The sequence below is a fragment of the Pseudomonas sp. MWU13-2517 genome (assembly GCF_023242545.1).
Classification (GTDB): Bacteria; Pseudomonadota; Gammaproteobacteria; order Pseudomonadales; family Pseudomonadaceae; genus Aquipseudomonas.
Map to the genome: position 1 here is coordinate 49237 of NZ_JALMFA010000023.1, position 16296 is coordinate 65532.

General features: G+C 57.8%; 20 protein-coding genes and 1 tRNA gene. 2 read left to right on the forward strand and 19 right to left on the reverse strand.

What is annotated here, in order from left to right:
* Positions 1-6: 6 nt before the first annotated feature.
* Together sctT and sctU are read left to right on the forward strand one after the other, a co-directional pair.
* Positions 7-795, forward strand: a complete 789-nt coding sequence (gene sctT / locus M5B97_RS26295; RefSeq protein WP_123714453.1) for a type III secretion system export apparatus subunit SctT — start codon at positions 7-9, stop codon at positions 793-795.
* Complete coding sequence (sctU, locus tag M5B97_RS26300) at positions 792-1889, forward strand: type III secretion system export apparatus subunit SctU (RefSeq protein WP_248733110.1); 1098 nt, start codon at positions 792-794, stop codon at positions 1887-1889. The genes sctT and sctU overlap by 4 nt, the downstream gene beginning before the upstream one ends.
* Position 1890: 1 nt before the next feature.
* Here sctU and M5B97_RS26305 read toward each other — a convergent pair whose 3' ends face one another.
* The 19 genes from M5B97_RS26305 to M5B97_RS26395 form a co-directional block, all read right to left on the reverse strand.
* Positions 1891-2244 (reverse strand): transcriptional regulator, encoded by a 354-nt coding sequence (locus tag M5B97_RS26305; RefSeq protein ID WP_248733111.1) that lies wholly within the window; start codon positions 2242-2244, stop codon positions 1891-1893.
* Positions 2241-2444 (reverse strand): HrpT family type III secretion system protein, encoded by a 204-nt coding sequence (gene hrpT, locus M5B97_RS26310; protein ID WP_123714455.1) that lies wholly within the window; start codon positions 2442-2444, stop codon positions 2241-2243. Before hrpT ends, M5B97_RS26305 begins: the two co-directional genes overlap by 4 nt.
* Positions 2441-4573, reverse strand: coding sequence for a type III secretion system outer membrane ring subunit SctC (gene sctC, locus M5B97_RS26315; protein WP_248733112.1), 2133 nt, complete (start codon positions 4571-4573; stop codon positions 2441-2443). The genes hrpT and sctC overlap by 4 nt, the downstream gene beginning before the upstream one ends.
* Positions 4574-4587: 14 nt before the next feature.
* A complete protein-coding gene (locus tag M5B97_RS26320; RefSeq protein WP_248733113.1) occupies positions 4588-4995 on the reverse strand; it encodes a type III secretion protein in 408 nt (135 codons plus the stop codon).
* Positions 4982-5218, reverse strand: coding sequence for a hypothetical protein (locus M5B97_RS26325; protein WP_248733114.1), 237 nt, complete (start codon positions 5216-5218; stop codon positions 4982-4984). Before M5B97_RS26325 ends, M5B97_RS26320 begins: the two co-directional genes overlap by 14 nt.
* A 103-nt stretch (positions 5219-5321) precedes the next feature.
* Complete coding sequence (gene sctL, locus M5B97_RS26330) at positions 5322-5912, reverse strand: type III secretion system stator protein SctL (protein WP_248733115.1); 591 nt, start codon at positions 5910-5912, stop codon at positions 5322-5324.
* The gene (locus M5B97_RS26335; RefSeq protein ID WP_248733116.1) at positions 5890-6471 is read right to left on the reverse strand and encodes a type III secretion protein; all 582 of its coding nucleotides are present in this window, start codon (positions 6469-6471) and stop codon (positions 5890-5892) included. The genes sctL and M5B97_RS26335 overlap by 23 nt, the downstream gene beginning before the upstream one ends.
* The gene (gene sctJ, locus M5B97_RS26340; protein WP_248733117.1) at positions 6464-7255 is read right to left on the reverse strand and encodes a type III secretion system inner membrane ring lipoprotein SctJ; all 792 of its coding nucleotides are present in this window, start codon (positions 7253-7255) and stop codon (positions 6464-6466) included. The genes M5B97_RS26335 and sctJ overlap by 8 nt, the downstream gene beginning before the upstream one ends.
* A gap of 7 nt (positions 7256-7262) precedes the next feature.
* Positions 7263-7625: a hypothetical protein gene (locus M5B97_RS26345; RefSeq protein ID WP_134658840.1), complete on the reverse strand. Its 363-nt coding sequence runs from the start codon at positions 7623-7625 to the stop codon at positions 7263-7265.
* 78 nt (positions 7626-7703) lie between these two features.
* On the reverse strand, positions 7704-7889 hold the full coding sequence (locus M5B97_RS26350) for a hypothetical protein (protein ID WP_134658838.1): 186 nt from the start codon (positions 7887-7889) through the stop codon (positions 7704-7706).
* A gap of 172 nt (positions 7890-8061) precedes the next feature.
* Positions 8062-8976, reverse strand: a complete 915-nt coding sequence (locus M5B97_RS26355; protein ID WP_123714463.1) for a sigma 54-interacting transcriptional regulator — start codon at positions 8974-8976, stop codon at positions 8062-8064.
* 338 nt (positions 8977-9314) lie between these two features.
* Positions 9315-10415, reverse strand: coding sequence for a redox-regulated ATPase YchF (ychF, locus tag M5B97_RS26360; protein ID WP_134658834.1), 1101 nt, complete (start codon positions 10413-10415; stop codon positions 9315-9317).
* A 21-nt stretch (positions 10416-10436) separates the two neighbouring features.
* Positions 10437-11021, reverse strand: a complete 585-nt coding sequence (gene pth, locus M5B97_RS26365) for an aminoacyl-tRNA hydrolase (protein ID WP_010213318.1) — start codon at positions 11019-11021, stop codon at positions 10437-10439.
* Between the two features lie 167 nt (positions 11022-11188).
* Positions 11189-11785, reverse strand: coding sequence for a 50S ribosomal protein L25/general stress protein Ctc (locus tag M5B97_RS26370; protein ID WP_134658831.1), 597 nt, complete (start codon positions 11783-11785; stop codon positions 11189-11191).
* A gap of 137 nt (positions 11786-11922) precedes the next feature.
* Positions 11923-12864, reverse strand: a complete 942-nt coding sequence (locus tag M5B97_RS26375; RefSeq protein ID WP_003171603.1) for a ribose-phosphate pyrophosphokinase — start codon at positions 12862-12864, stop codon at positions 11923-11925.
* 46 nt (positions 12865-12910) lie between these two features.
* A tRNA-Gln gene (locus tag M5B97_RS26380) sits at positions 12911-12985 on the reverse strand.
* A gap of 37 nt (positions 12986-13022) precedes the next feature.
* Entirely contained in the window at positions 13023-13826 is an 804-nt protein-coding gene (ispE, locus tag M5B97_RS26385) for a 4-(cytidine 5'-diphospho)-2-C-methyl-D-erythritol kinase (RefSeq protein ID WP_248733135.1), read from the reverse strand.
* Positions 13827-13875: 49 nt separating this feature from the next.
* Positions 13876-14493 carry a lipoprotein insertase outer membrane protein LolB gene (gene lolB, locus M5B97_RS26390; protein WP_123714466.1) on the reverse strand — a complete coding sequence of 206 codons (618 nt, stop codon included), beginning with the start codon at positions 14491-14493 and terminating at the stop codon, positions 13876-13878.
* Positions 14494-14497: 4 nt separating this feature from the next.
* Positions 14498-16222 (reverse strand): tetratricopeptide repeat protein, encoded by a 1725-nt coding sequence (locus tag M5B97_RS26395; protein WP_248733118.1) that lies wholly within the window; start codon positions 16220-16222, stop codon positions 14498-14500.
* Positions 16223-16296: the final 74 nt, after the last annotated feature.

The window sequence follows — 16296 nt, forward strand, 5'->3', positions numbered from 1 at the left end:
ACCGGCTTGTTGCTTCTGGTTGATTACCTGCCCAGTTTGTTGATCGCTATGGCGCGCATCTATCCGTGTGCTTTTCTGGTGCCCGCATTTTGCTTCCAGCACCTTAGGGGGATGCCCCGACATATCATCGTGATGGTCCTTGCGCTGATTCCGGCACCCGGGATCTACAGCGTGCTCAAGGGCCAGGACTACTCGGCATTGATGATCGGCGGGTTGGTGTTCAAGGAGATGGCGTTGGGGTTCCTGCTCGGGATCTTGCTGGCCATGCCGTTCTGGATGTTTGAGTCAGTGGGCGCGTTACTGGACAACCAGCGTGGCGCCCTGGCCGGTGGCCAGCTCAACCCGTCGTTGGGGCCGGACGCTACGCCCGTGGGGCATCTGTTCAAGCAATTGGCGATTTACCTGTTGATCGCCACCCTCGGGCTTGGCGTGTTGACCCAGGTGATCTGGGACAGCTATCTGGTGTGGCCGCCGACGGCCTGGTTGCCATCGGTGGCAGTGAATGGCTTTAGCGTGTTTGTGGGGCTGTTGGGCGATACGCTGATGCACATGATGCTTTACGCCGCACCGTTTATTGCCGTGTTGCTGTTGCTGGAATTTGGTATCGCGTTGCTCGGGCTGTATAGCCCGCAACTGCAAGTGTCGACCCTCGCGCCCCCGCTCAAAAGCCTGGCCGGGCTGATGATCCTGATCCTGTACTTTCCCTTGCTGCAGGATTTGATCGTCGGCCGCATGAGCCTGCTGGGTGATCTCAAGCACTCCCTGGGCCTGTTGTTTCAAGGCCCGACGCCATGAGTGATTCAGGCGAGAAAAAGCACGCGGCTACGCCGAAGAAGTTGCGTGATCAGCGTCAAAAAGGTCAGGTCGCGCAAAGCCAGGATGTCGGTAAATTGCTGGCGCTGACCGCCTTGAGCGAGATCGCCTTGTTCACGGCCGAGCCTAGCATGCAGCGCTTCCAGCAACTGATGGTGCTGCCCATGTCGCGAATGGGCCAACCCTTCGCCCGCGCCTTGGAAGAGGTGCTGCTGGAAAGCTTGATCGTGTTTTTTGCATTTGCCCTGATGATGGCCGGCGTGGCGATCAGCGTGAAGCTGATCAGCAGTTGGATGCAGTTCGGGTTGCTGTTTGCACCGCAGAGCCTGCAACTCAACTTCAGTCGCCTTAACCCAATCAGTCAACTCAAGCAGATGTTCTCAGCCCAGCAGGTCATGAACCTGTTGATGGGCCTGGCCAAGGCCCTGCTATTGGGGGTGATCCTGTATGTCGTGATCGGTCCGTCAGTGGGAACGCTGATCAAGCTGGCCGGCAGCGACCTGCAAACCTATGTCCAGGCGCTGATTACCGTGTTCCGTCACTTGTTGCATGCCTGCCTGGGCTTGCTGTTGGTATTGGCGTTGATTGACCTGGCGTTGCAGAGGCACTTTTTTGCAAAGCGCATGCGCATGACCCAAGTGGAGGTGCTCAAGGAGTACAAGGACATGGAAGGTGACCCTCATGTGAAGGGGCAGCGTCGCTCCCTGGCTTATCAACTGGCCCAGGAAGAACCCAAGGTCAAGCTGCCCAAGCTGGAAGAATCGGACATGCTGGTGGTCAACCCGACGCACTTTGCCGTCGCCTTGTATTACCGCCCCGGCAAAACGCCGCTGCCGTTACTGGTGGACAAAGGCACGGATGCCCAGGCCCGTGCGTTGATTGACCGCGCGAAAGCCGCCGATGTCCCAGTGGTCCAGTGTGTCTGGTTGGCTCGTACGCTGTATGAGAAGAAGCTGGGGGCGGGTATTCCTCGCGAAACATTGCAGGCGGTAGCGTTGATCTACCGGACCTTGCGTGAGCTTGACGATGAAGCCAAGCGTGAAACCCTGGAGTTGCCGGAGCTTGAGCGACGTTGATTCAGCGATAGGCGCGTCTGTCCAGCGCCTCAAGACTGGCCAGCGAGAGCAGCCGACTGAGGGTTTCGTCCAGCGCCTGGCGTTGTGTCGGCAGTGCATGCCAGATCACCAGGTTGCCCATGGCGTCGAGGTAGATAAAGCAGCCCTTGAAGGCCGCTGCTTGCGCAAACCGGCGTTCAAGTACCCGCTGTAATTGCCCGGATTGCAAGACGTCACGGGTCACCTGCAAGGCCAATCCCGGGCCGGCAGCAGTGGCCCGAGCGCAGATATTGATACCCGGACCGACTGACAGGTGGGCGCCGTTGCCGCCCACCCATGCGTCGCAGAACGCCTCGCGACGCTGCTGCTCGGTCATCGTTCCAGTGATATCGTCTGGTAATCCGAACGCTCTCCTGACGGGCCCGGTTCGGCCCGCATCTGCGGTGGCCACCAGACCACCAGCGTGTCCTTGCCTGACTGCGGACGCGAGCAGGAGTCGCCTTTGCAGGTTGGCGTGCAGCCGGCGACGAGCAGTGCGGCACCGATGAGTGTGGAGCACAACAGTAAAGGTTTCATTGCGGGGCGTTCCGGGTTGGGGTGAGCAGGGAAGGGCGGGATATACCGATGTGTGCGTCTTTCACGACTGGGCGCATGGCGATAAATACCTCGGCTTCCTCACCCGGCTTGAGCCAGGCTCGTGGCCACACGCTGACGGCCAGGGTGTGTGAGTTACTGCACTCCTTTTCATCAATTCGTACATTGCGCTTGAACTGGTTGCGCAGCACTACGATGGCCACGTTGAAGTCCGGGCCGGTGTACCACTGGCTGCGGTCGGTATTGAGCGCCAGCAGCTCGCGTGTGGTGCATAACGTATTGAGCCCCAAGGGCATGGGGGCCGCCTTGAAAGCCTTGGGCACCTGGCCGCTCACCAGATGCGCCAGGGTGCTGGTGATATCGCTGCGTTTGATCACCGGTTGGTGAGGGGCATAGCGCCTGGCCAAGGGTTTGAGTGCCGCTTGCAACTCGGCCTGATCGTCTTGGGGCAAGTAGCGCGAAGGATCGTCCTGATCGCCGATGACCCGAGGAGTCAGGATGAACAGCCTTTCGCGGCGATTGTTCTGGCGTTCGGTGGAGGAAAACAATGCCTTGCCCAGCAGGGGAATATCCCCCAGCAGTGGCACTTTATTGTGCTTGTCGGTGCTTTCGCTGACGTGGAAGCCGCCGATTACCAGTGAGCGTTTCTCCGCCATCACCGCCTGGGTGCTGACCTTGCCTCGGCTCACATCCGGTGTCGTGCTCAGGGGGGTGGACGCATTGAAGTTACCGTCTTCGATATCCACCAGCAGATGGATCTGATGCTTGCCACGGGACGTGATGACCCTGGGGACGACCTGGAAACTGGTGCCGACCGTGACGGGTAAAATGGTTGCGTTCTCGGTGCCGCCCACCAGGTATTGAGTACGGTTGAAGTCAATCACCGCGGGATGGTTTTCCAGGGTCAGGACCGACGGATTAGACACCAGGGTCGCCAGGCCGCGGCTTTCCAGGGCACGGATGTGTGCGTAGAACCTGTCGCGGTTTTCAAATGAAAGTTGCGATGACGTGCCGGGGTTCATGTTCACACCGCCTCGGAAGCGGCTGTTCTGAAAACCCCAGTTAACCCCGAATTCCTGCAGTTGAGTGCGCTCGATATCCAGGATGATCGCGTCGATTTCCACCAGTTTGCGCGCCACATCGAGCTGGGCAATCAGGTCGCGATACATGGCCTGGCGTTCGGGCAGGTCATAGATCAGTACTGCGTTATTGCGCACGTCCGCTTCGACGCGGATTTTGCCGCTGCTGACGGAGGCGCGTGGCGTGACCGTGGGGCCAGTGCCTGATGGCTCCGGCGACGGGGTGGTGCCGAGCATCTGTCCCAGCAACGGGTTGCTCAAGCGAGCGCCGCTCGCCGCCAGCGGTGCGGGTGCGGAGGGTGGTGTGGCACGCGGTGGCAGTACTGAGGCCGGGCGCGGCTCCAGTAGCCCGCGCAACATATTGGCGACGCCGGGGATCATGTGTTTTTCGCCGCGATAGTCAATCTGGCGGTCTGCGGCGTTGGCAAACTTCAGTGGGAACGTCAGCACGCTCTGTTTTTCATCGGGGGACCGGCGCTGGCTGGCGAACTGTTTGACCTGTTCGATGTAGCGCCTGGGGCCGGAGACCAATATCACACCGTCCTCGGGGAGCTCGCCCCACCCGAAGCGGCTCTCCAGCAAACCGATATCAGTCAATGCCTGCTTCAAATCCGCGATGGTTTCCGAGGACACCTCAAGGCGTGCGGACTCCTGCTGATCCAGGGTGCTGATATAGAGGGTGTTGTTGTACAGGTACCATTGGAAACGATGCTCTACACCCAGCCTGTCGAGGAGAGACTGGGGCGTATTCGCGCGGATTTTTCCATTGACGGTACCCTCCAGAAGGCCCTCGATCTGCAGCTGCGTGCCGAAGGTCTGGGCGAAGTCTTCCAGCACCTCGCGCAAGGGCTTGTGTTCGGCTTCATAGGCATAGGCGGTGTTTTTCCATTCGCTGGGAATGGCGGCCAGCGTGCTTTGCGAAGGGATCAGCAACCATGGCAGAACGAGCAGCCAGCGCCAGTCGGCACGTTTTGCAGATAACTGGGGCGAGGGGCCATGCAAGCAATCAGGCTTGTCGGACGTGTTGTTCATGAGGCGTTCTCTGATTAATGCGAAAGCGGATGTCGCGAGGTTGGGCTCTGCGCACGGGCGGGGCGTGCAAGGCGGGCCATGACTGCCCGCCAGGTATCACGCTGATTGAGCAGCGCTTCGAGACACGTCTGCGCACGCGTTGGGCTCGGCTCGTCGTGCAGGCACCCAAGCAACCACAGCGCGCCGTGGGCGGGGTCTTGGGCGAGCGCCCCTGGAAAGTGATTCAAGCTGGCTGCGCCCAGGCGCATCCAGTTTTCCAACTCGGCGTTGGCGGGCACCTGCTGAGTGAGTTGGACGCCGAGTAGCAGCGCGCCTCTGTCACGTCGAAGGACGATGCGGCTATCGCCTTCCGTCAACGTGATCTGCGGATCGGAACTGCTCAACCAGCGCGCCAGACAGTCATCACCGTCAAGGGATCCCATCAAAGATGACCTTGCCTTTTTCGGCCATGTGATTGGTCATCGCGAAGGTTGAGGTCACAAGACGGTTGGCATCCATCTTCAACGCGAGTGCCTGATCCAGTAATGCCGTGAACGTCTCGTTATCGAGGGCTTCTTCTGAGGCTTTACTCATCTCTTCGAGGCGGCGGTTGACGGCATCCAGTTCCCTGTATTGCCTTTGATGCTGGCGGTAATCAAAACTCATGGCGGCTCTCCGGTGGCTTTGCCGTTATAAGTGGCTCATGCCTGGTAACGGTTCCACTCGAAGACTTTTGAAAGGCAATGTAATCAGTACGGCCGGAAATTCCTTACCTGCCGCCGGCCACCGGCTCAAGCAACAGCAGGCTATCAACGGTCGAGCGCCACTCGATGTGAAAGCTGCCTTCGTCGGTTTCCAGAATGAGTGTCTGGGCCGTCAGGGAGTTGTCCAGGCGCAGGCTCCAGGGGGCGTCGCTGTGAAGTGTCAGCCAGTGCTCTACCTGCAAGTGGTCCTGTGGATGGCAGACCAGGTTGGCCGCGATGGCAGGGACTTGCGTGTTCAGCATTTTTTTCAGCAAGGCACTGAGGCGCTCAGCGGGCGGTGTCTGCTCCAGCAGGTTGCTCAGCGCCTGATTGGTGACTGATGTGGCAATCTGTTCAAGCCGCTCGCAAATGGCCTGGCGTTCCAGCTCCCAGCGCTGGAGTTGGCGATTGGCGCGCTGCCAGAACTCGGCTTGTGCCTGCTCAAGCCATTGCTCGCTTTTTTCCTGAGCCTGGCGCAGCAGCGTGTCGGCTTGTGCCTGCGCATGTTTGAGCAGCCGCTCGGCCTGCTGACTGTCGGCAAGGACTGCCCGTGGAATCAAGGCATCGGGCAGGCTGGCGGTGGGAATCGACAGTTCAATCTTGTGTCGGCATAACATGGTGCAGGGGCCCTCCGGAAGGATCCGCGTGAAAGTCGTCCTCTGTCGCAGAACTGGCACGCCAGATGACCGCCTGCCAGACAGTGTCCAGTTTGCTTCCCGCTTGCGGCAGGTATTGGCTTTCGAGTTCCAGTACTCGACGTTTTGCAAAACTGAGGCGCAGGCGCTGCCACACGCTGCGCTCGACCCAGGCGCGCAGATGATGCAAAGGGTCCTCGCCGGGCTGTCGGGAGCAAGAGGGCAGCGCCATGGATAGACGAGCGCACCACTGCCGCTGTTCATGACTCAAGGCGGTGTCGTGCTGTGGGTGGTAAATACCGTCGACCAGGGTCAGCATCAACGCTTGTTGCTCCGGCGGCGCCAGCACCATTCGCAGCAGCGCTGGAGAGGGCTGGATGGGCAGGCAGGGCGTGATGCCTAATGCGCGACTGATCAGCTCATGTCGGCCGCGACATAGCGCCTCGTTGGTCGGTGAGTTGAGATCGAAGGCGGCCCATTGGTGCTGCGAACGAGCCCAGGGGCAGGCCCACCAATGAACCCATTCGCGGATGTCATGCATGCGGGGGAGGGCTCGAAGGCACCGACGCCGGTGTGAATGCGGACCGTGCCTTGCGAAGCCATAGAGCGGCAGCGACGCCTGACAGTATCAGGACGATCAGCAAGATCACCACGCTGATCTGCCAGAAGGCCAAGTCAGCCTCGGGCACAAGGAACGCGCCGAAGTAGACCAGGCGTTCCCGCTCGACGTAGGCCGCAGCCGGTACAAACGTGACGGTGAGTTTTTGCGGGTTGTCTGCCGTGGTACTCATGCCAGGAATGCTGCTGGCGACCATCCTGCGCACGCGTGGCCTGATATTGTCCGGCTCCAGCCTGGGGTCGTGCTTGATAAAGACCGAGGCTGAGGCCGGTTGTACGGGTTCGCCCGGTGCTACACGCTCCGGTAGCACAACATGGACGCGGGCAACGATGACCCCGTCAATGTTGGATAACGTAGCCTCCAGCTCTTGGGACAAGGCATAGATATAGCGCGCACGCTCTTCCAGCGGGGTAGAGATAACCCCCTCCTTGCGGAAAATCTCACCCAATGTGGACCGAGCGGTTTTTGGCAGCCCTGCCGCTTCCAGCGTTCGAACCGCGCGGGCGATATCGCTTGTCTGTACCCGCACCACTACACCGTCTTTCTCCAGTACCTTCTGGGCACGGATGTGCTTGTCCGCCAGTTCGGCGATCACATCGTTGGCTTCCTGCTCGGACAGTTGGCGGTGAAGGTCAAGGCGTTCGCCACAGCCGCTCAGCATTACCATCAGCGTAAGTAATAAATAGATGACACGACGCGTGCGCATAAGCGGCCTACTGCAGGTTGGTGGTTTTTTCTACCATCGAAACGCAGTGCTTAATGATTTTCACCGACACGGTCAGGATCTCTTTGCTTTCAACCAGCGCCTGCGGGACCTCGGCTGATTTTATGGAGTTCTTGTTTTTCACCAGGTCGCTCAAGCCTTTGGACACGTCATTGGCGCGTGTTTTCAAATAGTTCGACTGCTCGGCCAGAAAGTGAGTGCCAATGGCAGGGCCCGGTGTTTTGACGCTGTCATTGTTTGCCAGGGCTGACGCAAAAAAATGGCTGTCGAGCGTGCCGTCAGGGGCGGCCGTCATTTCGGCGCTTGGAGCAAGCGTGGACGACGGTGAGGCCCACTCGGTTTTTGATAGCATTTAATCTCCACCCATTGCAGGAGGTTGATAACAAAGAGAGCTGCCTCCCTTGCAAACCAGACAAAGGAGGCAATAAGGTCAGGCCCTGGCTATACCTATCTGCTGCATTACTTTGTTGCCATAATCGATACGAATGCCATCAATGGTTTGCTTGATATTTTGTGCGTTCTTTTCTTTTTGCAGTAAATCTGTTGCCTCTTTCAACTCGTCGTTTGAGACTCCGCCGATACCAGAAGCCAGTTGAGATACGTTGTTGATGGACATATGCAGTACCTGTTTTAGGATTGGAAGTTTCTAAGCGTTTCACAAAATGTGCTTACGCAAGCACTGGCGAGCTAATGCTCATGTAGTGGGTGGCAGAAACGTTTTTATTGGTTCCGGATTGGCGCTGCCTAGTGGTTTCCAGATGTTTCGTATGTACTGCCTGGAGGCTCGACTAGTTGAATATATTCAAGTGTTTCAATCGGTAGTAAAGCGTGCGCTTGGGAATTCCCAGCTCCAACGCCACACTTTCCACGCAGTCGGCGTGACGTTTGAGCGCCGCTTCAATCAGCGATTTCTCGATTTGTTGCAGCTTTTCCTTAAACGGTTGCACCGGATGCTCGACCACCGGCTCGCAAAGGGGCGGCAGGCCCAACACAAAGCGCTTTGCCGCTGAGCGCAGTTCTCGGATGTTGCCGAGCCAGCTGTGACACAGCAATTGTTGGAACAGCGTATTGGAAGGCGTTGGCGCGGCGCATTGGAAGTGCTCGGCTTCCTGTTGGACCATGTTCAGGAACAACGGAATGATTTGCTCCTGGCGGGTCCGCAGCGGTGCCAGGCGGATGTTGACGACATTGAGGCGGAAAAACAGATCGCGCCGGAAAGTACCTTGCTCAACCATGTCATGCAGTGATTGCTGGGCAGAGGCGATTACCCGCATATCTACCGGGATGAAGCGGGTCGACCCCAGGCGCTCCACCCCGCGAGACTCCAGTGCACGTAACAGCTTGGCTTGCAGCGAGAGGGGCATGCTGTCGATTTCATCCAGATACAAAGTGCCTAAGTGCGCCGCTTCGATAAAACCCGCACGTGACTGGACTGCGCCGGTATAGGCGCCGCTGTTCACGCCGAACAATTGGCTTTCCGCCAGGCTTTCCGGGATCGCCGCACAGTTCACGGGAACGAAGTTTCCCCGACGCCCGGATAAACGGTGAACGCGTTGGGCCAGTGTGTCTTTGCCTGTACCGGTCTCACCCAATAATAGAATGTCAACGTTTAGGGTTGCAGTGCTGTTGATCGTATGCTCGATATCGGAACTTTCAGTGAGTGCGGGGTCTGTTTCGTTTTCTTTTTGAAAGGCGGCCGACATAAGGTGGATGCTCTACTCTCACGTTCATTTCACTGCGGGTGGCGCGGATTATAAAGGCCACTCAGTAGAGCTTAAATTGCGAAGAATGTCATGAGGTCTTCAATAGGCAATTGCAAGAAAGTGGGTGGGAAAAGTTTAATTAAGTGCGCGTTTAAGTTATGCAAGTGGTTTTGTTGTTTTTAACGCCGCACGGTAAGTAAGAATAATCTTAAAGTTATGAGAAGTTATAAGGTGTGAGCAGGGAGGGTGATGGCTTGAGTGAGATGTTAAACCCAATACCTACAAAAAAGCCGATGCATGGCATCGGCTTTTTTGTCGAGAAGTCCAGCAGCTAATGCTTAGACGTTGAAACGGAAGTGCATCACGTCGCCATCCTTGACGATGTATTCCTTGCCTTCCAAACGCCACTTGCCTGCTTCCTTGGCACCGGCTTCACCCTTGTACTGGATAAAGTCGTTGTAGGCGATAACCTCGGCGCGGATGAAGCCTTTTTCAAAGTCAGTGTGGATCACACCCGCGGCCTGTGGCGCGGTAGCACCGACCTTCACGGTCCAGGCACGGACTTCTTCAACACCGGCGGTGAAGTAGGTCTGTAGGTTGAGCATTTCGTACCCGGCGCGAATCACGCGGTTCAGGCCAGGTTCTTCCAGGCCCAGGGCCTCAAGGAACATGTCTTTCTCTTCGCCGTCGTCGAGCTCGGCGATTTCCGCTTCGATCTTGTTGCACACAGGAACAACCAGTGCGCCTTCTTCCTCGGCGATGGCCATGACCACATCGAGCAGCGGGTTGTTCTCGAAGCCATCTTCCGCGACGTTGGCGATGTACATCACCGGCTTGGTGGTCAGTAGGTGGAAGCCTTTGATCACGGCCTTCTCATCAGCACCCATGTTCTTCATGAGGCTGCGTGCCGGCTTGCCTTCGGTGAAGTGAGCGATCAGTTGCTCCAACAGGCCCTTCTGGACGACGGCGTCCTTGTCACCACCTTTGGCGTTGCGTGCGACTTTCTGCAGTTGCTTCTCGCAGCTGTCGAGGTCGGCGAAGATCAGTTCCAGATCGATGATCTCGATATCGCGTTTCGGGTCGACGCTGTTGGAAACGTGAATCACGTTCTCGTCTTCAAAGCAGCGGACCACGTGGGCGATAGCATCGGTCTCGCGGATGTTGGCCAGGAACTTGTTGCCCAGACCCTCACCTTTCGAAGCACCGGCCACCAGGCCCGCGATGTCGACGAATTCCATGGTGGTCGGCAGGATGCGCTTTGGATTGACGATGGCCGCCAGTGCGTCCAGCCGTGGGTCCGGCATCGGCACGATGCCGCTGTTGGGCTCGATGGTGCAGAAGGGGAAGTTCTCCGCCGCAATACCGGACTTGGTCAGCGCGTTGAACAGGGTGGATTTGCCGACGTTGGGCAGGCCGACGATGCCGCAATTGAATCCCATGGTGTTTCCCCTCGGTAAGAGTCAGGCCTTCTGGCTGTGCAGGTTTTTCATCGCACGGTTCCATTCACCGGCGAAGATATCCGGCAGCACGCCGAGGGCAAAGTCGATGCTTGCATCGAGTTTTTCCTGTTCGGCGCGTGGCGCACGACCCAGGACGAAATTTGAAACCATACTGGCAACGCCTGGGTGGCCAATGCCGAGCCGCAAGCGGTAGAAATTATTCTGATTACCCAGCTGCGCAATGATGTCGCGCAGACCGTTATGCCCACCATGCCCGCCGCCGAGCTTGAGCTTGGCTACACCGGGAGGCAGGTCCAGTTCGTCATGGGCCACCAGGATTTCTTCGGGTTTGATCCGGAAGAAGCCTGCAAGCGCCGCGACAGCCTGGCCGCTGCGGTTCATGTAGGTGGTGGGAATCAGTAGACGAACATCCTGACCTTGATGCGAGAAGCGTCCGGTCAGGCCAAAATATTTGCGATCGGCCACAAGGTTCACACCCTGTGCGTGGGCGATACGCTCAACAAAAAGGGCCCCTGCGTTATGCCGGGTCTGTTCGTATTCGGCGCCTGGATTTCCCAGGCCAACGATCAGTTTGATGGCAGTCACGACAGGGGCCCTTCCTTTGGAGTTGTGGATAAGATCGCCAGACCGGAGTGCGGCGAAAGTGGACGACATTACATCATTTACTCAAGAGTAAACGCCGCGTTATCGCCCGCTTTCTCGCTACGTTTCGGTCCGCGATGTTTCCTCAAGCTCCGGCAATACAGAGTGAATTACTCTGCAGCGCCTTCTTCAGCTTCTGGAGCAACGCGTGGAGCGTGAACGTTGGCAACAGCTTTGTCATCACCGTGAGCCAGTGCGACAAACTCAACGCCTTTAGGCGCTTTGAGGTCGGACAGGTGGATGATGGCGCCGATTTCAGCAGCCGACAGGTCGACTTCGATGAACTCAGGCAGGTCTTTCGGCAGGCAAGTTACTTCGATTTCGTTTACAACGTGAGAAATCTCGCCGCCTTTCTTGATCGGTGCTTCTTCGCCGATGAAGTGCACAGGAACGATTGCGGTCAGTTTCTGGCCAGCAACAACGCGAACGAAGTCAGCGTGCATGATGAATTGCTTGGACGGGTGACGCTGCATCGCTTTAACGATTACGTTCTGCTTGGCGCCATCGACGTTCAGTTCGATAACGTGGCTGTAGGCAGCTTCGTTTTCGAACAGTTTGGCGATTTCTTTGGCCAGGATGGTTACGGATTCAGCAGGCTTGTTGCCACCGTAAACAACAGCAGGGATGTTGGCGGCGTGACGCAGGCGGCGGCTCGCACCTTTCCCCAGGTCAGTACGCGCTTGGGCGTTCAGAGTAAAGTCAGTCATTTTGTATCTCCAAAATAGCCATCATCGAGGGGCGTTTGCGACCAGCGCCGTACTCGATATGGGCAAAAAAGCCCCGCCCCAGCAGAATGCTGGGGCGGGGCGCTTTTCGTCAGTGGGGTGCTCCGTAGGTTTGACCCTTAACGGAACATCGCGCTGATCGATTCTTCATTGCTGATGCGGCGAACCGCCTCGGCAACGACCGGTGCAATATCCAATTGACGGATACGTGCACAGGCTTGAGCTGCAGCGGACAACGGGATGGTGTTGGTCACCACCAGTTCATCCAGTACGGAATTCTCGATGTTCTCGATCGCTCGGCCCGACAGCACAGGGTGTGTGCAGTAGGCGAAGACTTTGGCCGCACCGTGCTCTTTCAAGGCTTTCGCCGCATGGCACAGGGTGCCGGCGGTGTCGACCATGTCATCAACCAGAATACAGGTACGCCCTTCGACATCACCGATGATATGCATCACTTCAGAGTGATTGGCTTTTTCACGGCGTTTGTCGATGATCCCGAGGTCCACGCCCAGGGATTTGGCAACAGCCCGTGCACGCACGACGCCACCAATGTCCGGGGACACGATCATCAGGTTTTCAAAGCGCTGGTCTTCGATGTCATCCACCAATACTGGGGAGCCGTAGATGTTATCTACCGGAATATCGAAGAACCCCTGGATTTGGTCAGCGTGCAGGTCAACCGTGAGAACACGGTCGATACCTACCACGGTCAGCATGTCAGCAACGACTTTCGCGCTGATGGCCACACGTGCGGAGCGCGGACGGCGATCCTGACGGGCATAACCAAAGTAAGGGATTACAGCTGTGATTCGAGTCGCTGAGGAGCGGCGGAAGGCATCAGCCATCACGACGAGTTCCATCAGGTTATCGTTGGTCGGAGCGCAAGTCGGCTGAATAATGAAGACGTCTTTACCGCGAACGTTTTCATTGATCTCGGCTGTAATTTCGCCGTCGGAAAACTTGCCGACAGAGATGTCACCGAGAGGGATATGCAGCTGACGTACGACACGTCGAGCCAGATCGGGGTTAGCGTTCCCCGTAAAGACCATCATCTTGGACACGCGCAGTACCTAGAGGCTGAGGGTAACCTGGATGAGTATTAGAAAATGGCAGGGGCGGCTGGATTCGAACCAACGCATGGCAGGATCAAAACCTGCTGCCTTACCGCTTGGCGACGCCCCTGTATCTGTTGCAACGAGTGCCTAACACTCGATTCCTTTTAGAGCAGACTTTGCAGCTTGCGATGCAACATCGAAACGTTGCTTCCCTTTGCTACAAACCCTGTAAGGGTCTCTGTAAGAAGGGCCGAGACTTTATCAGCTTCAGCTTTGCTTGGGAAGCCCCCAAACACACAACTTCCAGTTCCGGTTAATTTTGCTTCGGTAAATTTACCTAACAAATTCAAAGCGTTACGTACCTCTGGATAACGCCTTGCTACAACCGGTAAGCAGTCATTTCGACTGTTTCCCTTGGGAACGGGGCGCACTTTAATGGGAGAAGAGTTACGTGTCAACAACGGATCTGAAAAAATTTCTGCTGTACTTACAGATACTTGCGGGACAAGCACGACATACCAAGGCTCCTCGGGGTATTCAGGGGTGAGTTTTTCCCCCACGCCTTCGGCGAAAGCCGCGTGCCCATGCACGAAAACCGGGACGTCGGCGCCTAGCGTCAGGCCCAGGGTAGCCAGGCGATCATGGTTCCAACCCAGCTGCCACAAGTGATTGAGGCCCAGCAGTGTGGTGGCGGCATTTGAACTGCCACCACCGATTCCACCACCCATGGGCAAGATTTTATCGATCCAGATGTCGATACCCAGCGGGCAACCGGATTGTTCCTGAAGTTTTTTTGCGGCCCTCACAATCAGGTTGCTGTCGTGGGGTACGCCGTCGAATTCGGTATGCAGTTTGATCACGCCATCGTCGCGAACAGCGAAGGTCAGTTCATCGCCGTAGTCGAGGAATTGAAACAGCGTCTGCAGCTCGTGGTAGCCGTCTTCACGGCGCCCGAGAATGTGCAGCATCAAATTGAGTTTGGCGGGAGACGGGAGCGTCAGTTTTTCCACAGTCACGTCATTGCCCCAACTTGCGTGGTTGCCAGTCCTTGATCACCAGCGTGACATCAAGGTCGGTGCCATGCAGCTTGATGCGCTCGGGCAGCCAATAACCGCTCTGTTGGACGTAGCTCAAATACTCGACCTGCCAACCATCCTGCTCGAGGGTGGCCAGGCGGCTGTCGCCGTTGAGGCTCAGGCGACTCTTGCTGTCCGGTGCCGGTAAGCCACGCACCCACCAGACGAGATGGGATACCGGCAGTTTCCAACCGATCTGTTCTTCCAGCAGTGCTTCCGGCGATGCCGCTTCATAGCGCCCCTGGTTGGCCACTTCGAGGCTCACTTGGCCGGGACGACCGGTCAGGCGGGCCGCGCCACGTCCTAGCGGGCCGGACAGGCGAATATCGTAGTAGTCCTGGCGTTGCAGCCAGAACAGCGTGCCGCTGCCCGAATCTTTCGGGGCACGCACTCCGACCTTGCCCTCGATCTGCCAGCCATCAATGCTGCTGAGCTGGTCCTTGTGTTGTTTCCATTGCCCGGGGTTGCCCTGGCCTTCAACGGATTCGCGGCTGCCTATGCCCGCGCAACCGGCGAGCAGGGCGATAAGACTGAACACTACAATGTGGCGCAAGAACATAAGCTTAAAGGGTCTCGGATCCGGTCAGGCGCTTGATGGTGCCGCGCAGGATGGGGCTTTCGGGTTGTTCCTTGAGGAATTTTTCCCAGATTTGTCGCGCTTCGCGCTGCTTGCCGTTGGCCCACAGCACTTCACCCAAGTGGGCGGCGACTTCCTGGTCGGGGAAGCGTTCGAGCGCCTGGCGCAGCAGGCGTTCCGCCTCGTCCAGGTTGCCCAGGCGATAATTCACCCAGCCCAGGCTGTCGAGTACGGCCGGGTCTTCCGGGTTGATCTTGTGCGCTTGCTCGATCAGGGCCTTGGCTTCGTCGTAACGCGTGGTGCGATCAGACAAGGTGTAACCCAGGGCGTTGAGCGCCATGGCATTTTCAGGGTCGCGCTTGATGATCAGGCGCAGGTCTTTTTCCATCTGCGCCAGGTCATTGCGTTTTTCCGCCTGCATGGCGCGGGTATACAGCAGGTTCAAATCGTCGGGATATTGCAGCAACGCTTGCTGCAGCACTTTCCAGGCACGCTCGCCCTGATTGTTGGCAGACAAGGTTTCGGCCTGGATCAGGTAGAGCTGGATCGCGTAGTCCGGTTCGGCGTCGCGGGCCGCGGCCAGGCGTTTTTCCGCTTCATCGGTGCGGCCGTTGCTCATCAGGATGTCAGCCTGGCGCAACTGCGCGGGCAGGTAGTCGTTACCTGGGCCGACCTGGGCGTATTCGAGCAGGGCGGCTTGTGGGTCATTGCGCTCTTCCGCAATGCGGCCGAGGTTCAGGTGCGCCGAGTCCACATGGCTTTCCCGCTCGATCAGCTCTTCCAGATACCCCTTGGCTTCGTCCCAGGCCTTGGCTTCCAGGCACACCAGTGCCAGGGAATAGCGCAGTTCGTCGTCGTCCGGGTATTGCTGGACCAGGTTGGCGAATTGCACCTTGGCGTCTTCCATACGGTCCTGCTCGACCAGCATTCGCGCATAGGTCAGGCGCAGGCGCTTGTCGTCCGGGTACTTCTTGATGCTTTTTTCCAGCAGGGGAATCGCTTCCTTGCCGCGGCTGAGGTTCTGCAGCAGGCGCGCGCGCAGCAGGATCGGCGCTATCTCGCCATCTTCGGGAGGGTTCTGCTCCAGCAGCTTCAAGGCCGCTTCGGCTTCGTCATCCTGTTGCAACAGCAACGCCTTGCCGAAAATCAGCTGACTGTTCTTCGGATGTTTTTGCAGCAGGCGGTCGAAACTCTTCATCAGGCCATTACGCGTGTCCTGGTCGGTGTCGGCGGCCGACAGCGCGAGGAAGTCGAAATGGGTGTCGCCCTTGCCCTGGAGGACTTTCTCCATATAGACCATGGAGTCGTCATAGCGCCCCGCACGTGCCAGTTGAACGGCCGCGGCTCGCTGGGCTTCAAGGTCGTCCGGGGCGTTTTTTGCCCAGATCAGCGAGGTGTCGAGCGCAGCCTGGTCAGCCCCCAGGTATTCGGCGATGCGAAACGCACGCTCGGAAATGCCAGGATCCTGCGTGTTGATCGCCTGGGTCACGTAGTTATCCAGCGCAATATCGAAACGATTACGCTGGCCGGCCAACTCTGCCGTCAGCAGGCTGTAGACCGTCTCTTCACTGAACGAGGAGTAAACCTTGGGTTTTTCAGGGGCGGGGGCGCTGTCTTCGACCGGCGGCGTACCGTCCGGCGACACGGGTGCCATGGCCTGGCAGCCGCTGAGGAAGACAAAAGCAAGGAGCAACGCGGAAGATCTATTCATATAGGAAGAGGACGACTAACCTGCGGTCGGATCATCATGACACAAGCCTTCGGCCAAACATAACCGAGTCTCAG